This is a genomic window from Nocardia ignorata NBRC 108230 (assembly GCF_001612905.1).
GTDB classification, from domain to species: domain Bacteria; phylum Actinomycetota; class Actinomycetes; order Mycobacteriales; family Mycobacteriaceae; genus Nocardia; species Nocardia ignorata.
This window is the reverse complement of the sequence record NZ_BDBI01000014.1, coordinates 12,806-36,256: the sequence shown is the minus strand read 5'-3', so window position 1 is coordinate 36,256 and position 23,451 is coordinate 12,806. Positions and strand designations below refer to the sequence as shown.

The window sequence follows — 23,451 nt, the reverse complement described above, 5'->3', positions numbered from 1 at the left end:
ATCCCTCCTCGGGGTCGGGATGTGCGGGGCTGGGGAGGTGTCTACCCGCGAGTAGGAGGGTGTTCTGGGGCGGACTATTCTCCCTGCATGCCGTATTTGGAGCGCTCTGGTGAAGTTTTCGTCCTGTACCTCGGTGACGAGGGGCAGACCGACAACGAGAACCGTTTCTCGCCGGACTGGATCGACGCCTTCCATGCCGAACTCGACAAGGTCGAGGCGTCCGAGGGTGCCGCGGCGCTGGTCACCGTCGCGACCGGCAAGTTCTACAGCAACGGCCTCGACACCGACTGGGTGTTCGGCAACCTGGACAAGATCCACGGTTACCTCGACCGCGTGCACACCCTCTACACCCGGCTGCTGACCTTCCCGATGCCGACCGTGGCCGCCATCAACGGCCACGCCTTCGGGGCGGGCGCCATGCTGGCCTCCGCGCACGACTTCCGGGTGATGCGCGGCGACCGCGGCTTCTGGTCGCTGCCCGAGGTGCACCTCGGCATGCCCTTCACCATCGGCATGAACGCGCTGCTGCAGGGCCGCCTCAGCAACCAGGTGTGCGTGCAGGCCATGACCACCGGGCACCGCTTCGGCGCCGACGAGGCGATCGCCGCGGGCATCGTCGACGCGAAGGCCGACGCCGACCAGGTGCTGCCCACCGCCGTCGCCCGTGCCGCCGCGCTCACCAGCCTGCGCAAGCCGATCACCCCGATCATCAAGACCTCGCTGCACGCGGAGACCCTCGCCGCGCTCGCCACGCCGGTGACCCCGGAGAACCTGCCCTTCGGCGGCTGAGGTCCTTCGCCGGTGCGCCCGGGCGCAGCACTGATGCGAGACTGAGTGCATGGCACCCTCGCGTACCGGCGAATTCTCGGCGACCGCAGCCGATACCGCGATCCTCGCGGCCTCGGACGAGCTGATCGGGTTGTCGCACGCCATTCACGCCGAACCCGAACTGGCCTTCGACGAGACCCGGAGCGTCGCCAAGGTTCTCGCCCCGCTACGCGCCCGCGGCTTCGCGATCACCACCGGAATCGCCGGGCTGCCCACAGCCTTTCGCGCCGTCTACGGCAGCGGCCCGCTCACCGTCGGCATCTGCGCCGAATACGACGCGTTGCCCGAGATCGGGCACGCCTGCGGGCACAACATCATCGCCGCGTCCTCGACCGGTGCCGCGCTCGGCCTGGCCGAGGTGGCCGATCAGCTCGGCCTCACCGTCGTCGTGCTCGGCACACCCGCCGAGGAGAGCGGCGGCGGCAAAGTGCTCATGCTCGAGGCGGGCGCCTTCGATGACATCGCGATGGCGATGATGGTCCACCCCGGCCCGGCCGACATCGTCGGCGCCCGATCGCTGGCGCTGGCCGACCTCGCCGTCACCTTCCACGGCCGCGAGGCGCATGCGAGCGCCGCCCCCGAACTCGGCCTCAACGCGGGCGACGCGATCACCGTCACCCAGGTTGCTCTCGGCTTGCTGCGCCAGCATCTGCGGCCCGGCCAGCAGCTGCACGGTATAGTGTCCGACGGTGGTGTAGCCCCCAACATCGTGCCCGGACGTGCGGAGTTGCTGTACTACCTTCGCGCTGCCGACGCCGCGTCCCTGGACGACCTGATGGGCCGGGCGAAGGCATGCTTCGCGGCGGGCGCCCTGGCGACCGGCTGCACCCACGACATACGGACGCTCGCGCCCACCTATACCGAGCTCACCCCCGACCCGGTTCTCATCGCTGCCTACCGCGCGCAGATCACCGGTTTGGGACGGGTGCCGATCGCGCCCGAGCTCGAGGTGCTGCGACCGCTCGGGAGCACCGACATGGGCAACGTCACCAACGTGATCCCCGGCATCCACCCGGTGATCGGCATCGACGCCGGTGGCGCGGTGACCCACCAACCGGACTTCGCGGCGGCCGCGGTGAACGCCTCGGCGGATCGGGCCGTGATCGACGGTGCGCTCGCGCTGGCGCGTACCGCTGTCGCGATCGCGCGCGATGAAGTACACAGGGACAGGTTGTTGCAACGTCTGATCGAACGACAGGAGGACATTCGGTGAGTATTTCCGGCCATTCGGGCACCGCACGCGCAGGCGCTGACGCTCTATCGATGGGTGTCGCCACCCCGTCGGTGATGCGTGAGCCCACGGTGTTCCCGACCCGGCCGGCCGCCGAACCAACCATGATGTCGGGAACCGAGATCGTCGACGCATGGCTGGCCGAACACACCGGTGACCTGGTGCAATGGCGCAGGCACATCCACGCCAACCCTGAGTTGTCGCGGGCGGAGTTCGCCACCACCGAGTTCGTCTCCGGCTGGCTCACCAAGGCGGGCCTGACCTGGGAGGTGCTGCCCGGAGGCACCGGCCTGATCTGTGATCTCGGACCGTCCGACGGGCCGCGCATCGCCCTGCGCGCCGACATGGACGCCCTGCCGATGCAGGAATTCACCGGCCTGAGCTTCGCCTCGACCGTGCCCGGTGTGTCGCACGCCTGCGGCCACGACGCGCACACCACGGTGCTGCTCGGGACCGCGCTCGCGCTGGCCGAGGCCGAACACACCCTGCCGGTCGGCGTGCGGTTGATCTTCCAGCCCGCCGAGGAAGTGATGCCCGGCGGCGCGCTCGACGTGGTCGCGGCGGGCGGGATGAACGGCGTGGACCGGATCTTCGCGCTGCACTGCGACCCGCGGCTGGAAGTGGGCAAGGTCGGGCTGCGGACCGGGGCGATCACCTCGGCGGCCGACACCGTCGAACTCGTGCTCGACTCGCCCGGCGGGCATACGTCACGGCCGCACCTCACCAGCGACCTCGTGTACGCCATCGGCACCGTCATCACCGGGCTGCCCGGGTTGCTGAGCAGGCGGGTCGATCCGCGCACCAGCACCGTGATGGTGTGGGGCGCGGTGAGCGCGGGCAAGGCACCCAACGCCATCCCGCAGACCGGCATGCTCACCGGAACCGTCCGCACCGGCGATCACCCCACATGGTTGCTGCTCGAGCCGCTGGTCCGCGAGATCGTCGACAGCCTGCTCGCGCCGACCGGTGTGCGGTACCAGCTCAACTACAAGCGCGGCGTGCCCCCGGTGGTCAACGACGCGGCCTCGACCCTGATGTTCGAGAACGCCGTACTGGCGATCGGTCCCGACGCCCTGGCCGACACGCCCCAGTCGGGCGGCGGCGAGGACTTCTCCTGGTACCTGGAACACGCGCCGGGCGCGATGGCGCGTCTCGGCGTGTGGTCGGGCACCGGCGAGCAGCTCGACCTGCATCAGCCGACGTTCGATATCGACGAACGCGCGCTGGCCGTCGGCGTGCGGACACTGACGAACATCGTGCTGCAGGCCTGAGGGCGGCGGGGGAGTGCGGTAGGTGACGCACTCCCCGTGTTCGGGGGTCGGATCAGGCCGACCCCGGACCCACATTCTTGCTGTTGCGGGTGCGCAAGGCGTGCACGTAGTCCTCGGGTGCGCCCGCCTTCTCGGCGGCATCGGCGATGACACCCAGATAACGCGCCGACGGCAGCCCGCCCTCGTACGCGTCGAGCACGTAAAGCCAGGCCAGCCGGGACTCGCCCTGGGTGCCGGTGACCCGCAGCCGGATCTTCTTGTGGATGCCGAAGTCGGAGCCCTCCCAGCGGTCGAGGCGTTCCTCGTCCTCCGGGGACACGTCGTAGAGGACGACGAACACCCGGGAGCCCGGATCTTCGACGACGGTGGCCAACGGCCCTTCCCAGCCGATGTCGTCACCGGCGAAGGTCAGGCGCCAACCTTCCAGCCACCCGGTTCCCGACATGGGCGAATGCGGGCAGCGTTCCAGCATCTGCGTGGAGTCCATGTTGGACCCGTAAGCGGCATAGATCGGCACCTGAGGAACTGTAGCCAATAAACCGCGCGGAATTCCTGTCTCCCACCCAGATCGGCTCACTGTCACACTCGGCGGTGACGGCGAACACGCCGAACGTTGTTCACCGAGCCGACCCGGTCGCGTCACGGCGCACCTGAAATGATGGGGCGACAGCGCGGGCGGCCCTCACAAGGGGCGATGCCCGATCAGGCGAGCACAGGAGCGTGACTGGTGGCACGGATTGCGATCATCGGCGGTGGACCGGCGGGATACGAGGCGGCTCTGGTGGCCGCCCAGCACGGGGCCTCGGTGACCCTGGTCGATGCCGACGGCATCGGTGGCGCCTGTGTGCTGTGGGATTGCGTTCCGTCGAAGACGTTCATCGCCTCCACCGGTCTGCGTACCGATCTGCGCCGCGCCCGCGACCTCGGCATCACCCTCGACGCGAGCCAGGCGAAGGTGAACCTGCCCGAGGTGAACGGCCGCGTGAAGGCGCTCGCCCTCGCCCAGTCCTCCGACATCCGCGCCAAACTGCAGGCCGCAGGCGTGCAACTGCTCGCCGGGCGCGGTGAATTGATCGGTCCCGCAGCCGGTTTGGCGCATCGTGTGCGTGCCACCATGGCCGACGGCAGCACCGAGGAATTCGAGGCCGAGGTGGTGCTCATCGCCACCGGCGCCAGCCCGCGGGTGCTGCGCGGCGCCGAACCCGACGGTGAGCGCATTCTCACCTGGCGCCAGCTCTACGACCTGCCGGAACTGCCCGAGACCCTGGTGGTGGTCGGATCCGGTGTCACCGGTGCCGAATTCGTCTCCGCCTACACCGAGATGGGTGTGCGGGTGAAGCTGGTGTCCAGCCGCGACCGTGTGCTGCCCGGCGAGGACGCCGACGCCGCCCTCGTGCTCGAGGAAGCTCTCGCCGAACGCGGTGTGGAACTGGTCAAGCACGCCCGCGCCGACGCCGTGGAGCGCACGGCCGACGGCATCGTGGTGAAGCTGTCCGACGGGCGCACCGTCACCGGCACCCATGCCCTGATGACCGTCGGCTCCACCCCGAACACCGCCGATCTCGGTCTCGACCGGGTCGGTATCGAACTCGACAACGGCTACCTGCGTGTCGACCGCGTGTCGCGCACCTCGGTGCCGGGTATCTACGCGGCGGGCGACTGCACCGGCCTGCTCCCGCTCGCCTCGGTGGCCGCGATGCAGGGCCGGATCGCGATGTACCACGCGCTCGGCGAGGGGGTGAGCCCCATCCGGCTCAAGACCGTCGCCTCGGCGGTGTTCACCCGCCCGGAGATCGCGACCGTCGGTGTGAGCCAGACCGCCATCGACAACGGCGAGGTGCCCGCGCGCACGGTCATGCTGCCGCTCAACACGAATCCGCGCGCGAAGATGTCGGGGCTGCGCCGGGGCTTCGTCAAGATCTTCTGCCGCCCCGCCACCGGTGTGGTGATCGGCGGCGTGGTCGTCGCCCCCATCGCCTCGGAGCTGATCCTGCCGATCGCGCTCGCGGTGCAGAACAACCTCACGGTCACCGATCTCGCGCAGACCTTCTCGGTGTACCCGTCGCTCACCGGATCGGTCACCGAAGCCGGTCGTTTGCTGATGCGCCACGACGACCTGGACTGAGCCCCCACGGCCGATATCCGAAAGCTACTGCCGCGTTGCCTGTCTCGCGCTCATATGGTTGACTCACGGCCGAGGCGCGTTCGAATGCGAGCGCGTGGTGGATTGTGGGGGATTCCCTCCGGGAAAGGGATTAGCGAAAAGTGAAGCATCGTAAGCCGAGTCGGGCGCAGCGAGCGATGGCAAGCACGTCGTTGCCCCTGGCCGCCGCCGCGGCCGTGGCGACCCTCCTCGCGGCTCCGGCCGGCGCGGTCCCCAGCGACCAGCCGACCACACCCGCGACTCCGGCTCCTGCGCAGCCGGGCACCGAGACCCCGAGCCAGCAGCCTGGAGAGACGCCGGAGACGGTCACTCCTGAAGAGAAGCAGCCGGAGACCCCGGAGAACGTGAAGCCGGGCGAGTCCAAGCCCACCCCGGCGCAGCCGGGTGTCACCACCCCCGCGCCGGAGGAGCCGGAGCAGGCCAAGCCGACGCCGAGCCAGCCGGGCGTCACCACCACCCCGCGTACCGCGCCGCTGCCGGTGCCGGGTCAGGCCGGTCAGGGCAACCCCGCCCAGCCCGCCGTGAACAACCCGGAGAAGCCGCAAGAGGCCGCGCCGGGCCAGCAGGGCGGCACCCCCGCCCAGCAGACGCCCGCGCAGCCTTCGCAGAACCAGCCCGCCGCCCCGCAGGCGCAGGGCGGTGCCGCCGAAGACGGCCCCGAGACCCTGGTGCAGGATCCGCAGGAAGCGCAGGAGCCCGCCTGGCAGGCGCCGCGCCTGGCCAACGCGCCTGCCGCGCCGGTCGTCGAGATGGAGGGCCCGCACCAGGAAGTCGGCGTCACCGTCGACGGCGGTTCGCTGCTGCCGGGTGTGCTGGCCAACACCCACCACTACAACAACGCTTCCGGTTACGTCGGCACCATCGGCTACCGCACGCCGGGTGGCGGCTTCGGTGACGCCGGTGTCGCGGTCGAGTACGTCGGCGAGAACTCGGTGAAGGTCACCACCTTCAACGGTGGCGACGGCCGCCCCGACAACACCATGGTCACCGTCCTCGACACCACCCAGGCCAACCTGGCCAAGGCGGCGGTCGAGAACTGGATCAAGGCTCAGCCGGGCGGTGCCGCCGCGATGGAACAGGCCGCGAAGGCTACACTTCCGGTGCCGGGGGAGCTGCTGCAGACGATCAACGTCGCGGGTGTCACCACTCAGTGGGGTGGCTCGCTCCAGTACTGACACGCAGTACGTCGTGTGGGGCGGTCGGATGGCGACCGCCCCACACGTGTGTCCTGGGGAAAGGATGGGACTGTGGCCACCGAGGATGACGAGAACGAGCGCGGCCGTAACCGGCCCGCGAGTGAATTCGGTCCTCCCGTAGGCGATTTCGGGCCGCCGGTCGACGACGCCGGTTTCGGTGGTCCGCTCGCCGTGCCGCCGCCCGCTCCGCCGGGACCGCTGCCGGAGGTCGGTTGGCGACCCGCGCAGCCGGGCTCCGCGCCGGCGCCCGGGCCGTTCGGTGCGCCGGTGGGTGCGCCGATGCCCCCGGCCGGACCCGTTCCGCCCACCGCTCCTGGTCCGGTAACTCCCGCCGGGAGCGTTCCGCCGAATGGGCCGGTTCCGCCGCGCGGGCCCGATCCTGTTGTGCCACCGCGTCGTTCCGCTCCGACATCCGTCTTCGGCGATGCCGTGTCCACGCCGCCGCCCACCAGTCCGCCTGCGCCGCCTCATCCTTCGGCTGCGACCTCCGTTTTCGGTGGGGCCACGCCGCCCCCGGCGAATCCCGTTGCGCCGCCGCGTCCTTCGCCGTTCGGTGACGCTGTCGCGACACCGCCGCCCGCACGACCCACCCCGCCCGCCGATCCGACGGTGCGTTTCGGCGCCGCCGCTTCCGCCGCCGGTAGCTCGGTGTTCGGTGACTCGGTGCCGGTGACTTCCGGGAAGGAAGAGACCGAGGTCATCCGGCGCAACTCCGCGCCGCGCCAGCAGCGGGTCACCGAGCCGGAACGCACCCCCGAACCGCCGCGCGCACCGGCCAAGGACAACGACGCCGAGGACCGGGCCTGGTGGAACAGCCCCGACGACGACGGCGGCGTCCCCAAGCCGCCCGAACCCGGCCTGTCCTGGGCCGACGACCCCATCGCCCGCAGGCTCGCCCCGAAGACGCCGACCGCGCCGGTCGCCGAGGAGTCCGAGCCCGACAACCGGATGCGCTGGATCATCGGCGGTGTCGTGGCCGCGGTCCTGCTCGTCGTCGCGCTGGTGCTGACGATCGGGCTGGTCAAGCGTGGTGGTGGCGAGGATCCCGGGCCCACCGCGGCGCCGGTCACCTCCGCAGCGGGTGCCGACTGCCGGACGATCGCCGACGAGGGTCTCACCGTCGGAAACGGCCCGGGCGACACATCCTCGGGCGCGAGGGCGATCCTCGGCTTCCAGTACGCCTTCTATGTCGAACGCTCCGGTGCGCGCGTGCGTGAGTTCGTCGCGCCCGACGCGGTGAACATCTCGCCCGCCGATGTCATCCAGAAGGCGATCGACGATCAGATCCCGAGGGGTACCACGCACTGCGTGAAGGTGCGCGAGACCGGCGTCGGAGTCTATGACGTGGAGCTGCGCGAGTGGCATCCCGACCGTACGTCGGTGGTCTACAAGCAGGAGATCGTCACCACGCTGACCGATGGGAAGTGGCAGGTCAAGTCCATTACGGCCCTCCCATAGTCCCATTATCTGGGACAACAATTTCATATTCTGGTGAATGCTGTGCGATCGTTGGTCATCGCGTCCCCTGGCGTTCCCGGAGGTTTCCATGTCGCTGACCAGTCCAGCATTGGCGGGCAAGCTCGCCGGTTTGCAGAGTTCGGCGATCAGGGACCTGCTCAAGCTCACCGCGCGGCCGGAGATCATCAGCCTGGCCGGAGGTCTGCCCGATGCGGCGCTGATGCCGGGTGAGCGGATCGCCGCCGCGGCGGAGGCGGCCCTGCGTGATCCGGCGGTGTTGCAGTACACGGAGTCGCCCGGCTGGCCCGCGCTGCGTGCGGTGATCGCCGAGCGCGAGTCCGCCGAGATCGGCCGGTCGGTGCCGGTCGGCGAGGTGTTCATCACCCATGGTTCGCAGCAGGCGTTGTCGCTGCTGGCCGAGGTGCTGCTCGATCCGGGCGCCTTGGTCGTGGTGGAGGACCCGGCGTATGTCGGTGCGCTGCAAGTGTTCCGGGCCGCCGGTGCGCGCATCGTCGCCGTGCCGCTCGACGCCGACGGGCTACGTGTCGACGTGCTGGAGGAGCTGCTGGCCGCCGGTGAGCGTCCGGCCGTCGTCCACACCGTCGCGAACTTCCACAATCCCGGTGGGGTCACCCTCGCGCCCGAGCGCCGCCGTCGCCTCGCCGAACTCGCTGAGGCACACGGCTTCTGGGTGATCGAAGACGATCCCTACGGCGAACTCTGGTTCGACCGGCCGACCCCGGCGCCGGTCGCCTCCTACTCGCCCCAGGTGATCCGGCTGTCCAGCGTGTCCAAGATCCTGGCCCCCGCCCTCCGTGTCGGCTGGTTGATCGCTCCAGAAAGGGTCTGTCGCGCAGTCGAACTCCTCAAACAAGGCGCCGACCTGTGTGGCTCGGCCCTCACCCACCAGATCACCACCGACCTGCTCACCGACACCGACTGGCTCACCACCCACGTCGACACCATCCGCGCCGCCTACGGCACCCGCGCCCGCGCCCTCGTCGCCGCCCTGCGCACCACCTTCGCCGGCCGCGTCCACTGCACCGACCCCACCGGCGGCATGTTCATCTGGGCCGATTTCACCGACGGCACCAACGCCTCGACCCTGCTCCCCACCGCCCTGGAAGCAGGCGTCGCCTACGTCCCCGGCGCCGCCTTCGCCGTCACCGACGCCTACCAGACCTCCATGCGCCTCTGCTTCACCACCTCCGACGAACCCACCCTCACCGAAGCCATCCATCGCCTGGCTAAAGCAGCCACGACCAGCGTCTGATAGTGGCTCACCGGTCGCTCGGAAGGGCCTCGACTCTTCGTGAGGCCTTGTGCGCCGGGTGATCAGGATGCAGTCATGCGCGATTCGGCGGCGTCGACAGGCCGAATCCGGGCACACGGGAACACTGTCTACAACGATTGACCGGACTCCGAGCCCCCGAGCCTGAACTGTTGTCTCCTCGGAAGCCGCTGTAGTGATGTTCGAAATGCGAGCACGTGAATCAGTGTTTTGCGATGGCGCTGCTCAGTGGGTCTTTTTGCGGCCGGATCGGTGGTGTGAATGCGAGTTGGCAGCGGGTATTCGGGGCCGGATTCTGTGCGTATGGAGTATTCGAGTTATGTGAAGTTCCTGCCGGTTCGGTATCGGGAGAAGGTGGTCGAGCCGGAGTCGACGTGGTGGGAATGGCGAGGGCGCAGGGTGCATGTGGCCAGGGCGGAGCGTGGGGACGCGGCTGTTCGGGTGTTGGCGTTGCACGGGGCGGGTGGGCATGCGGGGTTGGTTTGGCCGCTGCTCGGAATCGCTGCGGGGGAGGGTGTTTCGGTCGCGGCGCTGGATCTTCCGCTCTACGGCGACACCGTCGAGCCGAAGCCCACGTCGGTGCGGTATCGCGACTGGGTGGAGCTGGTGAGCGAGTTCGTCTGTGCTGAAACCGAATCCGACAGCAGGCCGCTCGTGCTGTTCGGCGCGAGTGTCGGTGGGATGCTCGCGTACGAGGTGGCGGCGCGGACCGGGCGGGTCGCGCATGTGGTGGCGACTTGCCTGCTCGACCCCGCTGAGCCGGCCGCACGTCGGGCGGCTGCTCGCTGGAAGGCGTTGGGCGCGTTGCCGCGTGGCGTCCTCTCGGGTGCGGGGCGAGCGGCGAGCGGTGTGCGTCTGCCGATTCGATGGTTGGTCGATATGGCGAACATGAGCCTGGACCCGGCATTGTCGCGACACTGTGGCAGCGACCCGAGAGGCGGCGGCGTGTGGATCCCCGTCGGTTTTCTCACGGACTTCCTCTTGTTCGAGCACACACCTCCACAGGACTATCAGGGTTCGCCGGTCACGCTGGTCCACCCGGCGGCGGACCGGTGGACGCCGCCGGAACTGAGCGTGCGGTTCCTCGACCGGATCGCCGCCGACACGAGAGCGGTGTTGCTCGGGGGATGTGGTCACTTCCCCATCGAAGAGCCGGGGACCTCGCCGAGTCCCGTCCCGGCAGCGAGGAAGTGGCGCTCGGCCAAGGCGCGCAGCATCGCCGTCTTGTTCGGAAAGTACTGGTACAGCGTGCCGATCGAGACGCCCGCGCGCTCGGCGATCCGGTTGGTCGTGGCCGCCGCACCCTCGCGGGAGAACACCTGGGCGGCGGCCTCGAGCAGCGTTTCCACGGTCTCGCGCGCCCGGCGTTGCCGAGGCAGCTTGCGGGGGCGGTCGTCCATCCTCAGGACCAGTTGTAGGTGCGTTCCACGGCCTTGTTCCATTCCGAATAGCGTTGGGTGCGTTCGAATTCGGGCATATCGGGGGTCCAAGTGTGGTCGGCGATCCAGTTGTCGCGCAGGTCGTCGAGGCTGGACCAGTAGCCGACGGCCAGACCGGCGGCGTAGGCGGCACCGAGGGCGGTGGTTTCGCGGACCACCGGGCGGACCACGGGAACGTCGAGGATATCGGCCTGGAATTGCATGAGCAGGTCGTTGCCGGTCATGCCGCCGTCGACCTTGAGGGTGGTCAGTTCCAGGTCGAGGTGCTGTGCGGCGGCATCGGCACGCATGGCGTCGACCACCTCGCGGGTCTGGAAAGCGGTGGATTCCAGTGCGGCTCTTGCCAGATGGGCCTTGGTGACGAAGCGAGTGAGGCCCGCGATGACGCCTCGGGCGTCGGGCCGCCAGCGCGGGGCGAACAGCCCGGAGAAGGCGGGGACGAAGTAGGCGCCGCCGTTGTCGGGGACCGTGCGGGCCAGGGTTTCCACTTCGGGGGCGGAGGAGATGATGCCGAGGTTGTCGCGCAACCACTGCACCAGCGAACCGGTGACCGCGATCGACCCTTCCAGCGCGTAGACGGCGGGGGAGTCACCGATCTGGTAGCACGCGGTGGTGAGCAACCCGTGCTTGCTGAACACCGGTGTCGTCCCGGTATTGAGCAGCATGAAATTGCCTGTGCCGTAAGTGTTCTTGGCTTCGCCGGGCGACAGGCACGCCTGCCCGAAGGTGGCGGCCTGCTGGTCGCCGAGAATGCCCGCCACGGGTGCGCCGGCGAAGGGCCCGGCGGTGATCTCCGCGTACACCTCCGAGGAGCTGCGGATCTCGGGCAGCATCGACATCGGCACGTCGAATTCCGCGCAGATCTGCGAATCCCATCGCAGCGTGCGCAGATCCATCAGCATCGTGCGCGAGGCATTGGTGACGTCGGTGCGGTGTTCACCGGTGAGTTTCCACAGCACCCAGGTATCCATCGTGCCGAAACACAGGTCACCCGCCTGCGCCTTTGCCCGTGCGCCCTCGACATTGTCGAGGATCCAGCGCAGCTTCGGACCGGCGAAATAGGTCGACAGCGGCAACCCGGTGCGGTCGGCGTACCGCGACGGGCCCTGCTCGCCACCGAGCTCGGTGCACAGCTGATCGGTGCGAGTGTCCTGCCAGACGATGGCGTTGTACACCGGTTCGCCGGTGGTCCGGTCCCACACGACGGTGGTCTCGCGCTGGTTGGTGATACCGATGGCGGCCAGGTCGCCCGCCGAGCAGCCACTGTTGCCGAGCGCGGCGCCGAGCACCCATTCCGTATTGCGCCACACCTCGACCGGATCGTGCTCCACCCAGCCGGGCTTGGGGAAGATCTGCCGATGTTCGCGTTGCGCGGTCCCGACGATCCGGCCCTGCCGGTCGAAGACGATGCACCTACTCGAAGTCGTGCCCTGATCGATGGCGGCCACATAGCGACGCATTCAGGCAGGCTACCCAACCGCGCGGTCGTCGTAGCAAGCTTTGTCGCCGACGACGAGCGGGAATCGCCCGGTTGGGTCCGGGTACCGAATTTCGGCCACGCGCCTCGCCGGGTTCGTCCCACCCGCCGGGTGGGCACTACGTTTAGCCTGTAGGCGGCGCCGGGACGTGCCCGGCGTCTGCACCCAACTGTCGGCTGGGACCGGCCGTTCACGGTCGGCGGCGAGGAGTCGAGCATGTCGCAGACACCGGAGTTTCCGTTCCTGAACCCTGGTGAGTTGGTCGCGGGCGGAAGACGGGACCGGCTCGGCCCCGGTGAGCTCGGTCCCGAACACCGGCGCACCGCCTGGGAGCGCCTCGGCAAGGACCGATTCGACGTGCTGGTCATCGGCGGCGGCGTGGTCGGCTCCGGGATCGCGCTCGACGCGGCGACCCGTGGCCTGTCGGTCGCCCTCGTGGAGGCGCGTGACCTCGCCTCGGGCACCTCGAGCCGGTCGTCGAAGATGTTCCACGGCGGTCTGCGCTACCTCGAACAGCTCGAGTTCGGTTTGGTGCGCGAGGCGCTCAAGGAGCGCGAGCTGGCGTTGTCGACGCTGGCCCCGCACCTGGTGAAGCCGCTGCGCTTCCTGTACCCGCTCACCCACCGGCTGTGGGAACGGCCGTACGTGGCCGCCGGCCTGACCCTCTACGACACCATGGGCGGCGCGAAATCCGTTCCGGGACAGCATCATCTGACCCGCCACGGTGCGCTGCGGCTGGCGCCGGGGCTGCGCCGTGACGCGCTGATCGGCGGTGTCACCTACTACGACACCGTCGTCGACGACGCCCGCCACACCATGACCGTCGCCCGCACCGCGGCCCACTACGGTGCCGTCATCCGTACGTCCACCCAGGTGGTCGGACTGTTGCGGGAGGCCGACCGGGTGGTCGGGGCGAAGCTGCGCGACACCGAGGACGGGCGGACCGCCGAGGTGCGCGCGAGTGTGGTCATCAATGCGACGGGCGTGTGGACCGATGAGGTGCAGGGTCTGTCGCATCAGCGCGGCCGATTCCATGTGCGAGCGTCCAAAGGTGTGCACATCGTCGTCCCGCGCGACCGCATCGTCAGCGACGCCGCGATCATCCTGCGGACCCCCACCTCGGTGCTGTTCGTCATTCCGTGGGGCGCGCACTGGATCGTCGGCACCACCGACACCGACTGGAATCTGGACCTCGCGCATCCCGCCGCGACCAAGGCCGATATCGACTACCTGCTCGACCGGGTGAACGAGGTGCTGGTCACGCCGCTCACCCACGCCGATATCGACGGCGTGTACGCGGGCCTGCGGCCGCTGCTGGCGGGGGAGAGCGACGAGACGTCGAAGCTGTCGCGTGAGCATGCCGTGGCCCGGGTGGCGCCCGGCCTGGTGAGTATCGCGGGCGGCAAGTACACCACCTACCGGGTGATGGCGGCCGATGCCATGGACGAAGCGGCGCAGGACATTCCGGCCCGCGTATCGCCGTCGATCACCGAGAAGGTGGCTCTGCTCGGCGCCGACGGGTACTTCGCGCTGGTGAACCAGACCGTGCAACTGGCCGAGCACTACGGCGTCCACCCGTACCGGATGACCCACCTGCTCGACCGCTACGGCTCGGTCGTCGACGAGGTGCTCGCCATGGCCGAGGGCAAACCCGAACTGCTGCAACCGATTACCGACGCTCCCGCCTACCTGCAGGTGGAAGCGGTGTACGCGGTCGCCGCGGAGGGCGCCCTGCACCTCGACGACATCCTGGCCCGGCGCACCCGCATCTCCATCGAATACCCCGATCGGGGCGCCAACTGTGCCGAACAGGTCGCGCACCTGGTGGCGCCGATTCTCGGCTGGGACGACGACGACATCGAGCGTGAGGTGTCGACCTACCAGGCGCGGGTGCGCGCGGAGATCGAATCGCAGACCCAGCCGGACGACAAGTCGGCCGACGCCCTGCGGGTCGCCGCCCCGGAGCCGCGTCCGCAATTGCTGGAACCGGTACCGCAGGACCGCTGACCCTCAGACCGGGTCGATGCGCGCCTTCAGCAAGCAGAAGTAGTTGTCCTCGGGATCGGCCAGCACATGCCACTGCTCGTCGCCCGTCTGGCCGATATCCGCGGGACGTGCGCCGAGTTCGAGCAGGCGCGCGAGTTCGGCATCCTGGTCGCGGTCGGTGGGATTGACGTCGATGTGCAGGCGAGCCTTGCCGGGCTTTGAATTGTCGGTGGGGCTGAGGATGATCGTCGGCTGCGGGCCGCCGAAGCCTTCGCGTGGCCCGATCTCGATGCTGCCGTCGTCGTCGCGATCGAGTACGACGTAATCGAGTACCGCGCACCAGAACTTGGCGAGTGTCTCGGGCTCGCGGCACTCGAGCACGAGCTCACCGATCCGACATGCCACTGCGAAACCTGCTCTCTACCTGGTGAACTGCCGGGAAGTTAGCGATGGGAACGATTCTGGCGAGCGTATCGGACGGCGGCGGCGACGGCGAGCCTTTTTCAGGGAACCGGCTGGCAGCGCGGACAGAAATAGATGCCACGTTCGCGCTGGGTGATGCGGTCGGCGGGGTCGTCCTCCCCGAGGAGCTGGGAGGCGATGGCGGTGCCGCAGCGCGGGCACGACCGACGGGTGCGCCCGTAGACCATCGGCCGCCACGGTGGTTCGTGCGCGGCCTTGCCGAGAACCCGGTGCGACTCCTCGACGAGGGCCGGGAGATCGGCGATCTCGCCGACGGGCGTGGCCGGGTGGACGCGGCGCAGGAAGCAGATCTCGCTGCGGTAGATATTGCCGATGCCCGCCAGATTGCGCTGGTCGAGCAGGGCGAGTCCGATGGGGCGGCGCGGATACCCGGACAGGCGACGCAGCGCCTCGGCGGCGTCCCAGCCGGGCCCGAGCAGATCGGGGCCGAGGTGATCGATGACGGTGTGTTCCTCGGCGCGCGGCAGGACCTGCACCTTTCCGAGCGAGAAGCCGACGGCCTCGACCTCCTCGGTGGCCAGCACGAGTCGCGCGGTGACCCGCGGTTTGGTCCAGCGCTGGCCGCAGTGGAACACCCGCCAGGTGCCCTCCATTTTCAGGTGGGTGTGGATGCTGGCCCGGTCGGTGCGCACGAACAGGTGCTTGCCGTAGCTCACTACATCGTCGACGACTTCGCCGACAAGGTCGACGGTGGCGTAGCGCGGCACACGGAAGTCGCTGCGGGTCAGTGTCTTCCCGGCCAGCGCGGTGCGTAGCCGTTCGGCGGTGCGGAAAACGGTGTCGCCCTCGGGCATCGGCTACACCTGCCTGCGCAGTCGGAGTCCGCGTGGGGTCATCGAGAAGCCCGCCTCGACGAGGACGTCGACGAAGGTGTGGCCGTGCACGGTTTCACCGTTGATCTTGTCGATCACCAGGCCGTCGACCCGGCGGTCGGTGACCAGCTGTGCCAAGGCGACGGCCGCTGTGCGGCGCAGGCCGATGTCCTCGGTGAAGCTGAGCAGGGTCTTGCCGCCGCGCTCCACATAGAGCACCAGTTCGCCGCCGACCAGTACCACCAGCGCCCCCGCTTTGCGGCCCGGCCGGTGACCACTGTCGGCATCGCCCTTGGGCCACGGCAGGGCGGCTCCGTAGGGGTTGGCCGGGTCGCAGGCGGCCAGGGCCACGGCGACGCCTGCCCGGTCGTTGTCGCGGTCGGTGTCGAAGGAACGTAAGCGGTCGACGGTGTCGGTGGTGGAGAACTGCGCGCCACCGAGGGTGTCGACGAAATAGCCTCGCCTGCACCTGCCACGGTCCTCGAACTCGGTGAGCACCCGGTACATCAGCGCGAACCCGCCCGGCACGCCTTCGTTCTGTACCGAGCCGCGCGTCAGCACGCCGTATCGCTCGATGAGCTGATCGGCCGTGGCGTGGGCACGAACAGTGTTGTCGCGCACCCGTTCCGGGAGAATCGACCACCTGCCTGCCAGGTTCGGTGGGCCGGACCGGGTCGGCATGGACGGGCGGGGCAGGTACGCGCGGGCCCGGGGAGCGCGGCGTGGCGTGCGGTGCGCGGTGGTGCTGCGCGCGGTGCCCGACAGGAGTGCGCGCACCGGGGCGAAGGTATCGCCGGAAACGTAACCGGCCCAGACCAGCTGCCACAGAGCCTCGCCGACCGCTTTGTCATCGAGCAGCCCGGTCGCATCGGACAGCTGGCGGAAGAAATACGCGCCGCCGCCGCTGAGGTTCGCCGGGATTCGACGGCCTTCGCCGCCGATGTCACCGGTTCGGTCGAGATCTATCACCTCGGCCTCGGCGCCGTCGGTGGGTTCACCGCGCCCGGTTCGTAGGCGGGGCTCGATGTCGGCGCCGAGAGCCAGGAGGAGGTCGAGCTGAATGTCGGTGGGGTCTATGTCGTCGGGTGGTGGCAGGGTGACCGGGGCCTGTTCGGCCAGGTGCAGGGCGATCCAGCCGTCGCGGGCGGTGATGGCGCCGTGCCCCGACCAGATCACCTCACCGGTGGCCATGAGTTCGTCGAGCATGGCGGGCGAGTAGTCGCGCACCCGCATCGGCAGGATCAGCGACTCCCATGCCGAAGCCGGAACGGGCACGCCCGCAAGCTGTTCCACCACCGTGGCCACACCGTCGATGCCGCGCAACTCGCCCGAACCGACGTGTTGCCAGGCAGGTAGGAAACGAGCGAACGCGGCGGTGGACACCGGCTCGACCTCGTGCCGGGCCGCCGCGAGCGACCGCCGCCGCAACCGCCGCAACACCTGCGCGTCACACCACTCACCACCGGCCGCACCCGGCGTGAATTCCCCCTCCACAATACGCTTTTCGGCAAGCAATCGATGCAGTGCGGTGGCCGCGACCGCCGTACCCAAGCCGAATCGCTCGGCAACGGCGGCGGTAGTGAACGGCGCGTGCGTGCGCGCATACCGCCCGACCAGATCACCCAGCGGATCCGGCACCGGCTCGATAAACGCCGCAGGCACCCCGATCGGTAACGGCACCCCTAGCGCATCCCGCAACCGAGCCGCGTCCTCCACGGCAACCCACCAGGTGCGCCCCGCGAACGAAACCTCCAGGGCCCGCCGCGAATCCCGCAGTTCCGCGAACCACGCCGGGGCGTCGGAGTCCGCGAGCAGCCGCGACTCGTCGCCGCCCACCGCCGCACCTCCGTCGGCAGCACAGCTGGCGGCTGTGAGGGTTCCGGGGCGGGGAACGCAGCGAGCGGCGGCCTCGTCGGGGGTCAGAGGGCCGAGGAGGCGGAGGAGGTCGGCCAGGCCTTCCGCGTCGCGGGCGTGGCGTTCAGGAGTGAGGCGTTGGAGTTCGCGTTCGGTGAGGTCGAGGACGGCTGGGTCGAGGAGTTCGCGGAGTTCGACGCGGCCCAGGAGTTCGGCGAGCAGGCTCGAGTCGAGGGCGAGGGCGGCGGCGCGGCGTTCGGCCAGTGGGCTGTCGCCGTCGTAGAGGAACTGGCCGATGTAGGAGAACAGCAGGGCGTTGGCGAACGGTGACGGGGTTGCGGTCTCCACCTCGACCAGGCGGATCTCCCGGCGCGCCACCCGGGTGAGCAGGTCGCGCAGGGCGGGCAGGTCGTACACATCGCGCAGGCATTCGCGCACGGTTTCCAGCAGGATCGGGAACTGCGGGAATTTCCTTGCCACGTCGAGCAATTGGGCCGACCGCTGCCGCTGCTGCCACAGCGGGGCCCGCTTACCCGGGTCGCGCCGCGGCAGCAGCAACGCGCGGGCGGCGCACTCCCGGAACCGAGACGCGAACAGCGCCGAACCACCGACCTGTTCGGTGACGATGTCGTCGATCTCGTCGGGTTCGAACGCGAACAGCTCCGCACCCGGCGGCTGATCCGTGGTGTCGGGCAACCGCACGACAATGCCGTCGTCGGACGCGGTAGGCGCCGCGTCGATACCGAACTGTTCCTGCAGACGCGCCCCCACAGCCAGCGCCCACGGTGCGTGCACCGGCGTGCCGTAGGGCGAGTGCAGCACGAGCCGCCAGTCACCGAGTTCATCGCGGAACCGTTCGACCACCAGGGTGCGATCGGTAGGCAATTGCCCTGTCGCCGTCCGCTGTTCGTCGAGCAACCCGACCAGATTGGCCGTCGCGTTCTGGTCCAGCCCAGCTGTGCGCACCAACTCCTCGAGCCGCGAAGCGGGCTTACTCAACTCCGCCCCGACCCGATTCGCACCGCGTGATCGCGCCCGGCTTTCCAGCGGGACACCCTTCCCGACAAGGGATTCCGCCGAATCGGGGGAAACTCCAGGAGCCGAGACCTCGGCGCCCATGTTGGACACGATCTGGGTCAGCTCATCGGCGGGAACCTGCCCAGCCGTGCGCACGAATTCGCCCAGCGCCGAACCCAATTCGGCGGGACGACCCAAACCGTCGCCGTGCCAGAACGGCAACCGACCGGGCAGCCCGAACGCAGGCGACACCAGCACCCGGTCGAAGGTGATCTCTTCGATCCGCCAGCTCGTCGCACCGAGCGCGAACACATCACCGACGCGGGACTCGTAGACCATCTCCTCGTCGAGTTCACCTACACGAGAAGCTTTCTCACCCACCATGAACACCGCGAACATTCCGCGATCGGGAATCGCACCACCAGAGGTGACCGCCAAACGTTGCGCACCGGGGCGCCCGGTCAGCGTGCCCGCATCGCGATCCCACACCACGCGGGGCCGCAGCTCCGCGAACTCGTCGGACGGATACCGACCGGCGAGCAGATCGAGCACGGACTCATACGCCGAGCGGGGCAGCTGCGCGTAGCTTCCGGTCGACCGGACGACATCGAACCAGGCGTCGACATCGAGCGGTTCCAGCGCGCAGGCGGCAACGGTCTGCTGGGCGAGGATGTCGAGCGGATGCGCGGGGATCTGGAGCAGTTCGATCTGCCCGGACAGCATGCGCTGGGCGGCGACGGTGCAATGGATGACATCGGTGCGGTGCTTGGGGAACAGCACACCCCGCGAGATCTCGCCCACCTGGTGTCCGGCCCGCCCGACCCGCTGCAACCCGCTCGCCACCGACGGCGGCGCCTCCACCTGAACGACCAGGTCGACCGCACCCATGTCGATGCCCAGCTCGAGGCTGCTCGTGGCAACCACGCACCGCAGCCGACCCGTCTTGAGGTCGTCCTCGATGATCGCCCGCTGCTCCTTGCTCACCGACCCGTGATGCGCACGCGCCAGCAGGTGGTCGGCACCGTGGATCACCTCGGTGGACGGCCCGAGCTGGGCGGGTGGGGCGTGCTCGGTCTCGACCGGTTCGCCCAGCTTGGCGGCGTAGGCCTCGTTGAGCCGGGCGGTCAATCGTTCGGCCAGGCGTCGCGAGTTCGCGAACACGATCGAGGACCGATGCTCGAGCACCAGGTCGACGATGGCCTCGTCGACATGCGGCCAGATAGAACCCGGCTGATCGGAGTCGCCGCCCGGATCGGTCATGTCCGCCACCGGCACGCGAACCGACAGGTCGAAGGTCTTCGGCGCGGGTGGCCGAACGATGGTGATCGGCGCGTCGCCGACGAGGAATCGCCCGACCTCCTCGGGCGGGCGGACGGTGGCCGAGAGACCGATGCGCTGCGCGGGCCGTTCGGTGAGCTGATCGAGCCGGGCCAGCGACAGCGCCAGGTGCGCGCCGCGTTTGGAGCCGGCGATGGCGTGTACTTCGTCGACGATCACCGTCTCGACCTCGGCGAGGGTTTCGCGGGCCGCGGAGGTGAGCAGCAGGAACAGTGATTCGGGTGTGGTGATGAGAATGTCGGGTGGGGTGCGCTGCATCGCCCGGCGCTGCGCGGGGGTGGTGTCGCCGGATCGCACGCCCACCGAGATCTCCGGCGGGTCGAGCCCCAGCCGCTTCGCCGTCTGGGTGACTCCGACCAGCGGGGCTCGCAGGTTCCGCTCCACGTCCACTGCCAGCGCTTTCAGTGGTGAGACATAGAGCACGGATGTCCCTCGGCGGGTGCCGGGCTCGGCGGGCCCACGCTGGGCGAGCTGGTCGATCGCCCACAGGAACGCCGACAGCGTCTTGCCCGACCCGGTCGGCGCGACGACAAGGGTGTGCTGCCCGTCGGCGATGGCCTGCCACGCGCCGAGCTGGGCCGACGTCGCCTCGGGGAAGGCGCCGTCGAACCACTGCGCGGTAGCGGGGGAGAACCGGTCCATGAGATTCAGTGTGCACCCACCCACCGACAGGTTCCGCGATCCGCGCGCCGCCCGCGACCAGCGTCTATGGCCAGGCCGCCGACGATTCCCCGGTCGAGCCGGGGTGAGGGGTGTGGCCCGGAACACGCTCGCCGTACCCTGGTCCATCGTGCAAACGGTGCTGAGAGTCGACCTCGTCGGCCACGGCCTCACCGAGGCGGTACGCAAGGCGCGATTCCCGGTCGACGAACCCCTGGACACGGCGGGCCTCGCCGCGCTGGAGACGTGCTCGCCGCTGACCGGAGCGCAGGTGCGGACGGGCCCGGAACGTCGGGTGCGCGAGACCGCCGAGGCGCTCGGGCTGGTGGGCGAGCGGGACGAGCGACTACGTGACCTGGACGCGGGGGCGTGGCGGGGTACCGAGATGAGCAGGCTCCCGCAGGGTCAGCTGTTCGCCTGGCTCACCGATCCGGAATTCCGCGGGCACGGTGGTGAGTCGGTGACCGACCTGGTGGAGCGGGTGCGGTTCTGGCTGGCCGAGATAGCGACGGCGGGTGTGGATACCGTCGCGGTGACACATCCCTCGGTGATCCGCGCGGCGCTGCTGGTCGTCCTCGACGCGCCGTCGAAGTCCTTCTGGCGCATCGATGTTCAGCCGGCGAGCGTCACCCGGCTGCATTTCCGCGGCAACTGGACGTTGCGACTGGGATGAACGACGAAAGCCCCGGAGTCGAAACTCCGGGGCTTTCGGGTGGTAGCGGGAACAGGATTTGAACCTGCGACCTCTGGGTTATGAGCCCAGCGAGCTACCGAGCTGCTCCATCCCGCGTTGCATTCACTACTGTACACGCGGGGTGGCCGAAGGCGAAATCGCCGCTGTGATCAGCCGAAATGGATGCCCTGGGCGAGGGGGAGTTCGGTGGAGTAGTTGATCGTGTTGGTCGCCCGGCGCATGTAGGCCTTCCAGGAGTCGGACCCGGATTCGCGCCCGCCGCCGGTGTTCTTCTCCCCGCCGAACGCGCCGCCGATCTCCGCGCCGGAGGTGCCGATGTTGACATTGGCGATGCCGCAATCGGATCCGGCGATGAACTGTTCGGCCTCGCGCTGGTCGAGGGTGAAGATAGCCGAGGAAAGGCCCTGGGTCACACCGTTGTTCAGTGCGATGGCCTCGTCGAGGTCGTCGTAGGTGAGCACATACAGGATCGGTGCGAAGGTCTCCTCGCGCACCAGTTCGGTCTGCGCGGGCATTCGCACGAGCGCGGGTCGCACGTAGTACGCCTCCGACCCGATCAGCTCCACCCGCTCACCGCCGCAGACGATTTCGCCGCCCTCGTCCTGGGCACGCAGCAGCGCCGCCTGCATCGCGGTGTAGGCACGTTCGTTGATGAGCGGGCCGACGAGCACACCGTCGTCGAGTGGATTGCCCACGGGCAGTTGGTTGTACGCCGACGACAGCCGCTCGACGAGCTGATCGGCGATCGAGCCTTGCACGATCAACCTGCGCAGCGTGGTGCATCGCTGACCCGCCGTGCCCGCCGCCGCGAACACGATCCCCCGTACCGCGAGCTCCAGATCGGCACTCGGCGCCACGATCGCGGCATTGTTGCCACCGAGCTCGAGCAGGCACCGCCCGAACCTGGCCGCCACCCGTGGCGCGACGATGCCACCCATCCGCACCGACCCGGTCGCGCTCAGCAGCGCCACCCGTGGGTCGTCGACGAGCGCCTCGCCGACGGTGGCGTCACCCTGGACCAGCTGGTGCACTTGCGGATCCGCGCCCACCTCGAGCGCGGCCCGGCGCAGCAGCGTGTGACAGGCCAGCGCGGTGAGCGGGGTCGTCTCCGACGGCTTCCACACCACCGTGTCACCACAGACCAGCGCGATGGCGGTGTTCCACGCCCACACCGCGACCGGGAAGTTGAACGCCGAGATCACCCCGACCACCCCCAGCGGATGCCAGGTCTCCATGAGCCGATGCCCGGGCCGCTCGGACGGCATGGTCGCGCCGTAGAGCTGACGCGACAGGCCGATCGCGAACTCGCAGACGTCGATCATCTCCTGCACCTCGCCGAGCGCTTCGGCGCCGATCTTGCCCGCCTCGAGCGTGACCAGCTCGGCCAGCTCGTCCTGATGGGCGACCAGCAACGCCGACAACCTGCGCACCAGCGCCGCGCGCACCGGGGCGGGTACCGCGCGCCACGATTCGAACGCGCCGGCCGCGCGACCGATCGCGGCATCCACGTCGGCCGTGGTGTCGGGAGTGAGCGGGAGCAGGACACCGCCGGAGATCGGAGTGCGTGCGAGCAGGACGCCCGGCTCGGGCACGTCGGCGCCGAGGCCGTGCAGCAGGGCCCGCGCGCGCAGCGAGAGCTGTTCGGAGAAATGCTCGGTCACGGTGTGCGTCATCACTGTTCACCTTCTGCTGTTGGTACGACTCACGGAAAAGTTCGCTCGGATTTCGGAGGAGAACAGAAAGAAGTCTTCCCCGCGCAACCCCCGGCCTGCGTTAGCCTTCGCTGATGGCGGATACACCGGCTAGACCCCAGCTCGACGATATCGACCGGCTCCTGATCAGAGAGCTGATGAACGACGGGCGCGCCACCCTGTCGAATCTGGCGGAGAAGGCCAGCCTCTCGGTGTCGGCGGTGCAGTCACGGGTGCGCAGGCTCGAGGCGCGCGGCGTGATCCGCGGATACACGGCCAACGTCGACCCCGAAGCGCTCGGGCACCTGCTGTCGGCATTCGTCGCGATCACTCCTCTCGACCCGTCCCAGCCCGATGACGCGCCCGCGTTGCTGCAGCACGTTCCCGGCATCGAGGCGTGCCACTCGGTGGCGGGCGAGGAGAGCTACGTCCTGCTGGTGCGGGTGGCCTCACCCCGGCATCTCGAACAGCTGCTGCAGGAGATCCGGGCCACCGCCAACGTACGGACGCGCAGCACCATCATCCTGCAGACATTCTACGACAGGTAACGATTCTTCGTA

General features: G+C 69.2%; 16 protein-coding genes, 1 tRNA gene and 2 pseudogenes. 11 read left to right on the top strand and 8 right to left on the bottom strand.

From position 1 onward, the window contains the following. Nucleotides 1-87: 87 nt before the first annotated feature. The 3 genes from NI2_RS13745 (at nt 88) to NI2_RS13735 (ending at nt 3,330) form a co-directional block, all read left to right on the top strand. Nucleotides 88-789 carry an enoyl-CoA hydratase-related protein gene (locus NI2_RS13745; RefSeq protein WP_067490744.1) on the top strand — a complete coding sequence of 234 codons (702 nt, stop codon included), beginning with the start codon at nt 88-90 and terminating at the stop codon, nt 787-789. Between the two features lie 49 nt (nt 790-838). Beyond that, nucleotides 839-2,041, top strand: coding sequence for a M20 family metallopeptidase (locus NI2_RS13740; RefSeq protein WP_067490741.1), 1,203 nt, complete (start codon nt 839-841; stop codon nt 2,039-2,041). A 125-nt stretch (nt 2,042-2,166) separates the two neighbouring features. Continuing rightward, a complete protein-coding gene (locus NI2_RS13735; protein ID WP_067490766.1) occupies nt 2,167-3,330 on the top strand; it encodes a M20 family metallopeptidase in 1,164 nt (387 codons plus the stop codon). 52 nt (nt 3,331-3,382) lie between these two features. Here NI2_RS13735 and NI2_RS13730 read toward each other — a convergent pair whose 3' ends face one another. Then, nucleotides 3,383-3,847 carry a gamma-glutamylcyclotransferase family protein gene (locus tag NI2_RS13730; RefSeq protein ID WP_067490738.1) on the bottom strand — a complete coding sequence of 155 codons (465 nt, stop codon included), beginning with the start codon at nt 3,845-3,847 and terminating at the stop codon, nt 3,383-3,385. A gap of 210 nt (nt 3,848-4,057) precedes the next feature. On the opposite strand from NI2_RS13730, the gene NI2_RS13725 reads away from it, so the two are divergent. From NI2_RS13725 to NI2_RS33085, 5 genes and pseudogenes are all read left to right on the top strand, one after another. Continuing rightward, complete coding sequence (locus NI2_RS13725; RefSeq protein ID WP_067490735.1) at nt 4,058-5,455, top strand: NAD(P)H-quinone dehydrogenase; 1,398 nt, start codon at nt 4,058-4,060, stop codon at nt 5,453-5,455. A gap of 176 nt (nt 5,456-5,631) precedes the next feature. Then, entirely contained in the window at nt 5,632-6,669 is a 1,038-nt protein-coding gene (locus NI2_RS13720) for a hypothetical protein (protein ID WP_243749861.1), read from the top strand. A gap of 72 nt (nt 6,670-6,741) precedes the next feature. Next, nucleotides 6,742-8,148 carry a DUF8176 domain-containing protein gene (locus NI2_RS13715; protein WP_133733980.1) on the top strand — a complete coding sequence of 469 codons (1,407 nt, stop codon included), beginning with the start codon at nt 6,742-6,744 and terminating at the stop codon, nt 8,146-8,148. 88 nt (nt 8,149-8,236) lie between these two features. Continuing rightward, a complete protein-coding gene (locus NI2_RS13710) occupies nt 8,237-9,421 on the top strand; it encodes an aminotransferase-like domain-containing protein (RefSeq protein WP_067490729.1) in 1,185 nt (394 codons plus the stop codon). Between the two features lie 279 nt (nt 9,422-9,700). Next, nucleotides 9,701-10,534 (top strand): annotated as a pseudogene (locus NI2_RS33085) (alpha/beta hydrolase); the annotation flags it as partial. An 83-nt stretch (nt 10,535-10,617) separates the two neighbouring features. On the opposite strand, the pseudogene NI2_RS13700 reads toward NI2_RS33085, so the two are convergent. Together NI2_RS13700 and glpK are read right to left on the bottom strand one after the other, a co-directional pair. After that, nucleotides 10,618-10,839 (bottom strand): annotated as a pseudogene (locus tag NI2_RS13700) (helix-turn-helix domain-containing protein); the annotation flags it as partial. A 2-nt stretch (nt 10,840-10,841) separates the two neighbouring features. Beyond that, nucleotides 10,842-12,338, bottom strand: a complete 1,497-nt coding sequence (glpK, locus tag NI2_RS13695) for a glycerol kinase GlpK (RefSeq protein ID WP_067490723.1) — start codon at nt 12,336-12,338, stop codon at nt 10,842-10,844. Nucleotides 12,339-12,572: 234 nt separating this feature from the next. On the opposite strand from glpK, the gene glpD reads away from it, so the two are divergent. Then, nucleotides 12,573-14,363 (top strand): glycerol-3-phosphate dehydrogenase, encoded by a 1,791-nt coding sequence (gene glpD, locus NI2_RS13690; protein ID WP_243749862.1) that lies wholly within the window; start codon nt 12,573-12,575, stop codon nt 14,361-14,363. Nucleotides 14,364-14,366: 3 nt separating this feature from the next. On the opposite strand, the gene NI2_RS13685 is transcribed toward glpD, so the two are convergent. The 3 genes from NI2_RS13685 to NI2_RS13675 form a co-directional block, all read right to left on the bottom strand. Continuing rightward, the gene (locus NI2_RS13685; protein WP_067490720.1) at nt 14,367-14,747 is read right to left on the bottom strand and encodes a VOC family protein; all 381 of its coding nucleotides are present in this window, start codon (nt 14,745-14,747) and stop codon (nt 14,367-14,369) included. A gap of 98 nt (nt 14,748-14,845) precedes the next feature. Continuing rightward, the gene (locus tag NI2_RS13680) at nt 14,846-15,619 is read right to left on the bottom strand and encodes an Fpg/Nei family DNA glycosylase (protein WP_067490717.1); all 774 of its coding nucleotides are present in this window, start codon (nt 15,617-15,619) and stop codon (nt 14,846-14,848) included. Between the two features lie 3 nt (nt 15,620-15,622). Continuing rightward, complete coding sequence (locus NI2_RS13675; RefSeq protein ID WP_067490714.1) at nt 15,623-20,488, bottom strand: ATP-dependent helicase; 4,866 nt, start codon at nt 20,486-20,488, stop codon at nt 15,623-15,625. Between the two features lie 157 nt (nt 20,489-20,645). On the opposite strand from NI2_RS13675, the gene NI2_RS13670 reads away from it, so the two are divergent. Then, nucleotides 20,646-21,179: a histidine phosphatase family protein gene (locus tag NI2_RS13670; RefSeq protein ID WP_443093641.1), complete on the top strand. Its 534-nt coding sequence runs from the start codon at nt 20,646-20,648 to the stop codon at nt 21,177-21,179. A gap of 40 nt (nt 21,180-21,219) precedes the next feature. On the opposite strand, the gene NI2_RS13665 is transcribed toward NI2_RS13670, so the two are convergent. Both NI2_RS13665 and amaB read right to left on the bottom strand, forming a co-directional pair. Beyond that, nucleotides 21,220-21,296: transfer RNA gene (locus NI2_RS13665), tRNA-Met, on the bottom strand. A gap of 53 nt (nt 21,297-21,349) precedes the next feature. Beyond that, nucleotides 21,350-22,873, bottom strand: coding sequence for an L-piperidine-6-carboxylate dehydrogenase (amaB, locus tag NI2_RS13660; protein WP_084476411.1), 1,524 nt, complete (start codon nt 22,871-22,873; stop codon nt 21,350-21,352). Between the two features lie 113 nt (nt 22,874-22,986). Between amaB and NI2_RS13655 the strand changes: the two genes are divergently transcribed. Further along, on the top strand, nt 22,987-23,439 hold the full coding sequence (locus NI2_RS13655) for an Lrp/AsnC family transcriptional regulator (RefSeq protein WP_067490712.1): 453 nt from the start codon (nt 22,987-22,989) through the stop codon (nt 23,437-23,439). Nucleotides 23,440-23,451 lie beyond the last annotated feature (12 nt).

Excerpts from the sequence above, each read along its gene's own strand:
- NI2_RS13680 (WP_067490717.1), bottom strand. The coding sequence starts at position 15,619 with ATGCCCGAGGGCGACACCGTTTTCCGCACCGCCGAACGGCTACGCACC.
- NI2_RS13720 (WP_243749861.1), top strand. The coding sequence starts at position 5,632 with ATGGCAAGCACGTCGTTGCCCCTGGCCGCCGCCGCGGCCGTGGCGACC.
- NI2_RS13710 (WP_067490729.1), top strand. The coding sequence starts at position 8,237 with ATGTCGCTGACCAGTCCAGCATTGGCGGGCAAGCTCGCCGGTTTGCAG.
- amaB (WP_084476411.1), bottom strand. The coding sequence starts at position 22,873 with ATGACGCACACCGTGACCGAGCATTTCTCCGAACAGCTCTCGCTGCGC.
- NI2_RS13675 (WP_067490714.1), bottom strand. The coding sequence starts at position 20,488 with ATGGACCGGTTCTCCCCCGCTACCGCGCAGTGGTTCGACGGCGCCTTC.
- NI2_RS13740 (WP_067490741.1), top strand. The coding sequence starts at position 839 with ATGGCACCCTCGCGTACCGGCGAATTCTCGGCGACCGCAGCCGATACC.
- glpK (WP_067490723.1), bottom strand. The coding sequence starts at position 12,338 with ATGCGTCGCTATGTGGCCGCCATCGATCAGGGCACGACTTCGAGTAGG.
- glpD (WP_243749862.1), top strand. The coding sequence starts at position 12,573 with ATGTCGCAGACACCGGAGTTTCCGTTCCTGAACCCTGGTGAGTTGGTC.
- NI2_RS13655 (WP_067490712.1), top strand. The coding sequence starts at position 22,987 with ATGGCGGATACACCGGCTAGACCCCAGCTCGACGATATCGACCGGCTC.
- NI2_RS13745 (WP_067490744.1), top strand. The coding sequence starts at position 88 with ATGCCGTATTTGGAGCGCTCTGGTGAAGTTTTCGTCCTGTACCTCGGT.
- NI2_RS13735 (WP_067490766.1), top strand. The coding sequence starts at position 2,167 with ATGTCGGGAACCGAGATCGTCGACGCATGGCTGGCCGAACACACCGGT.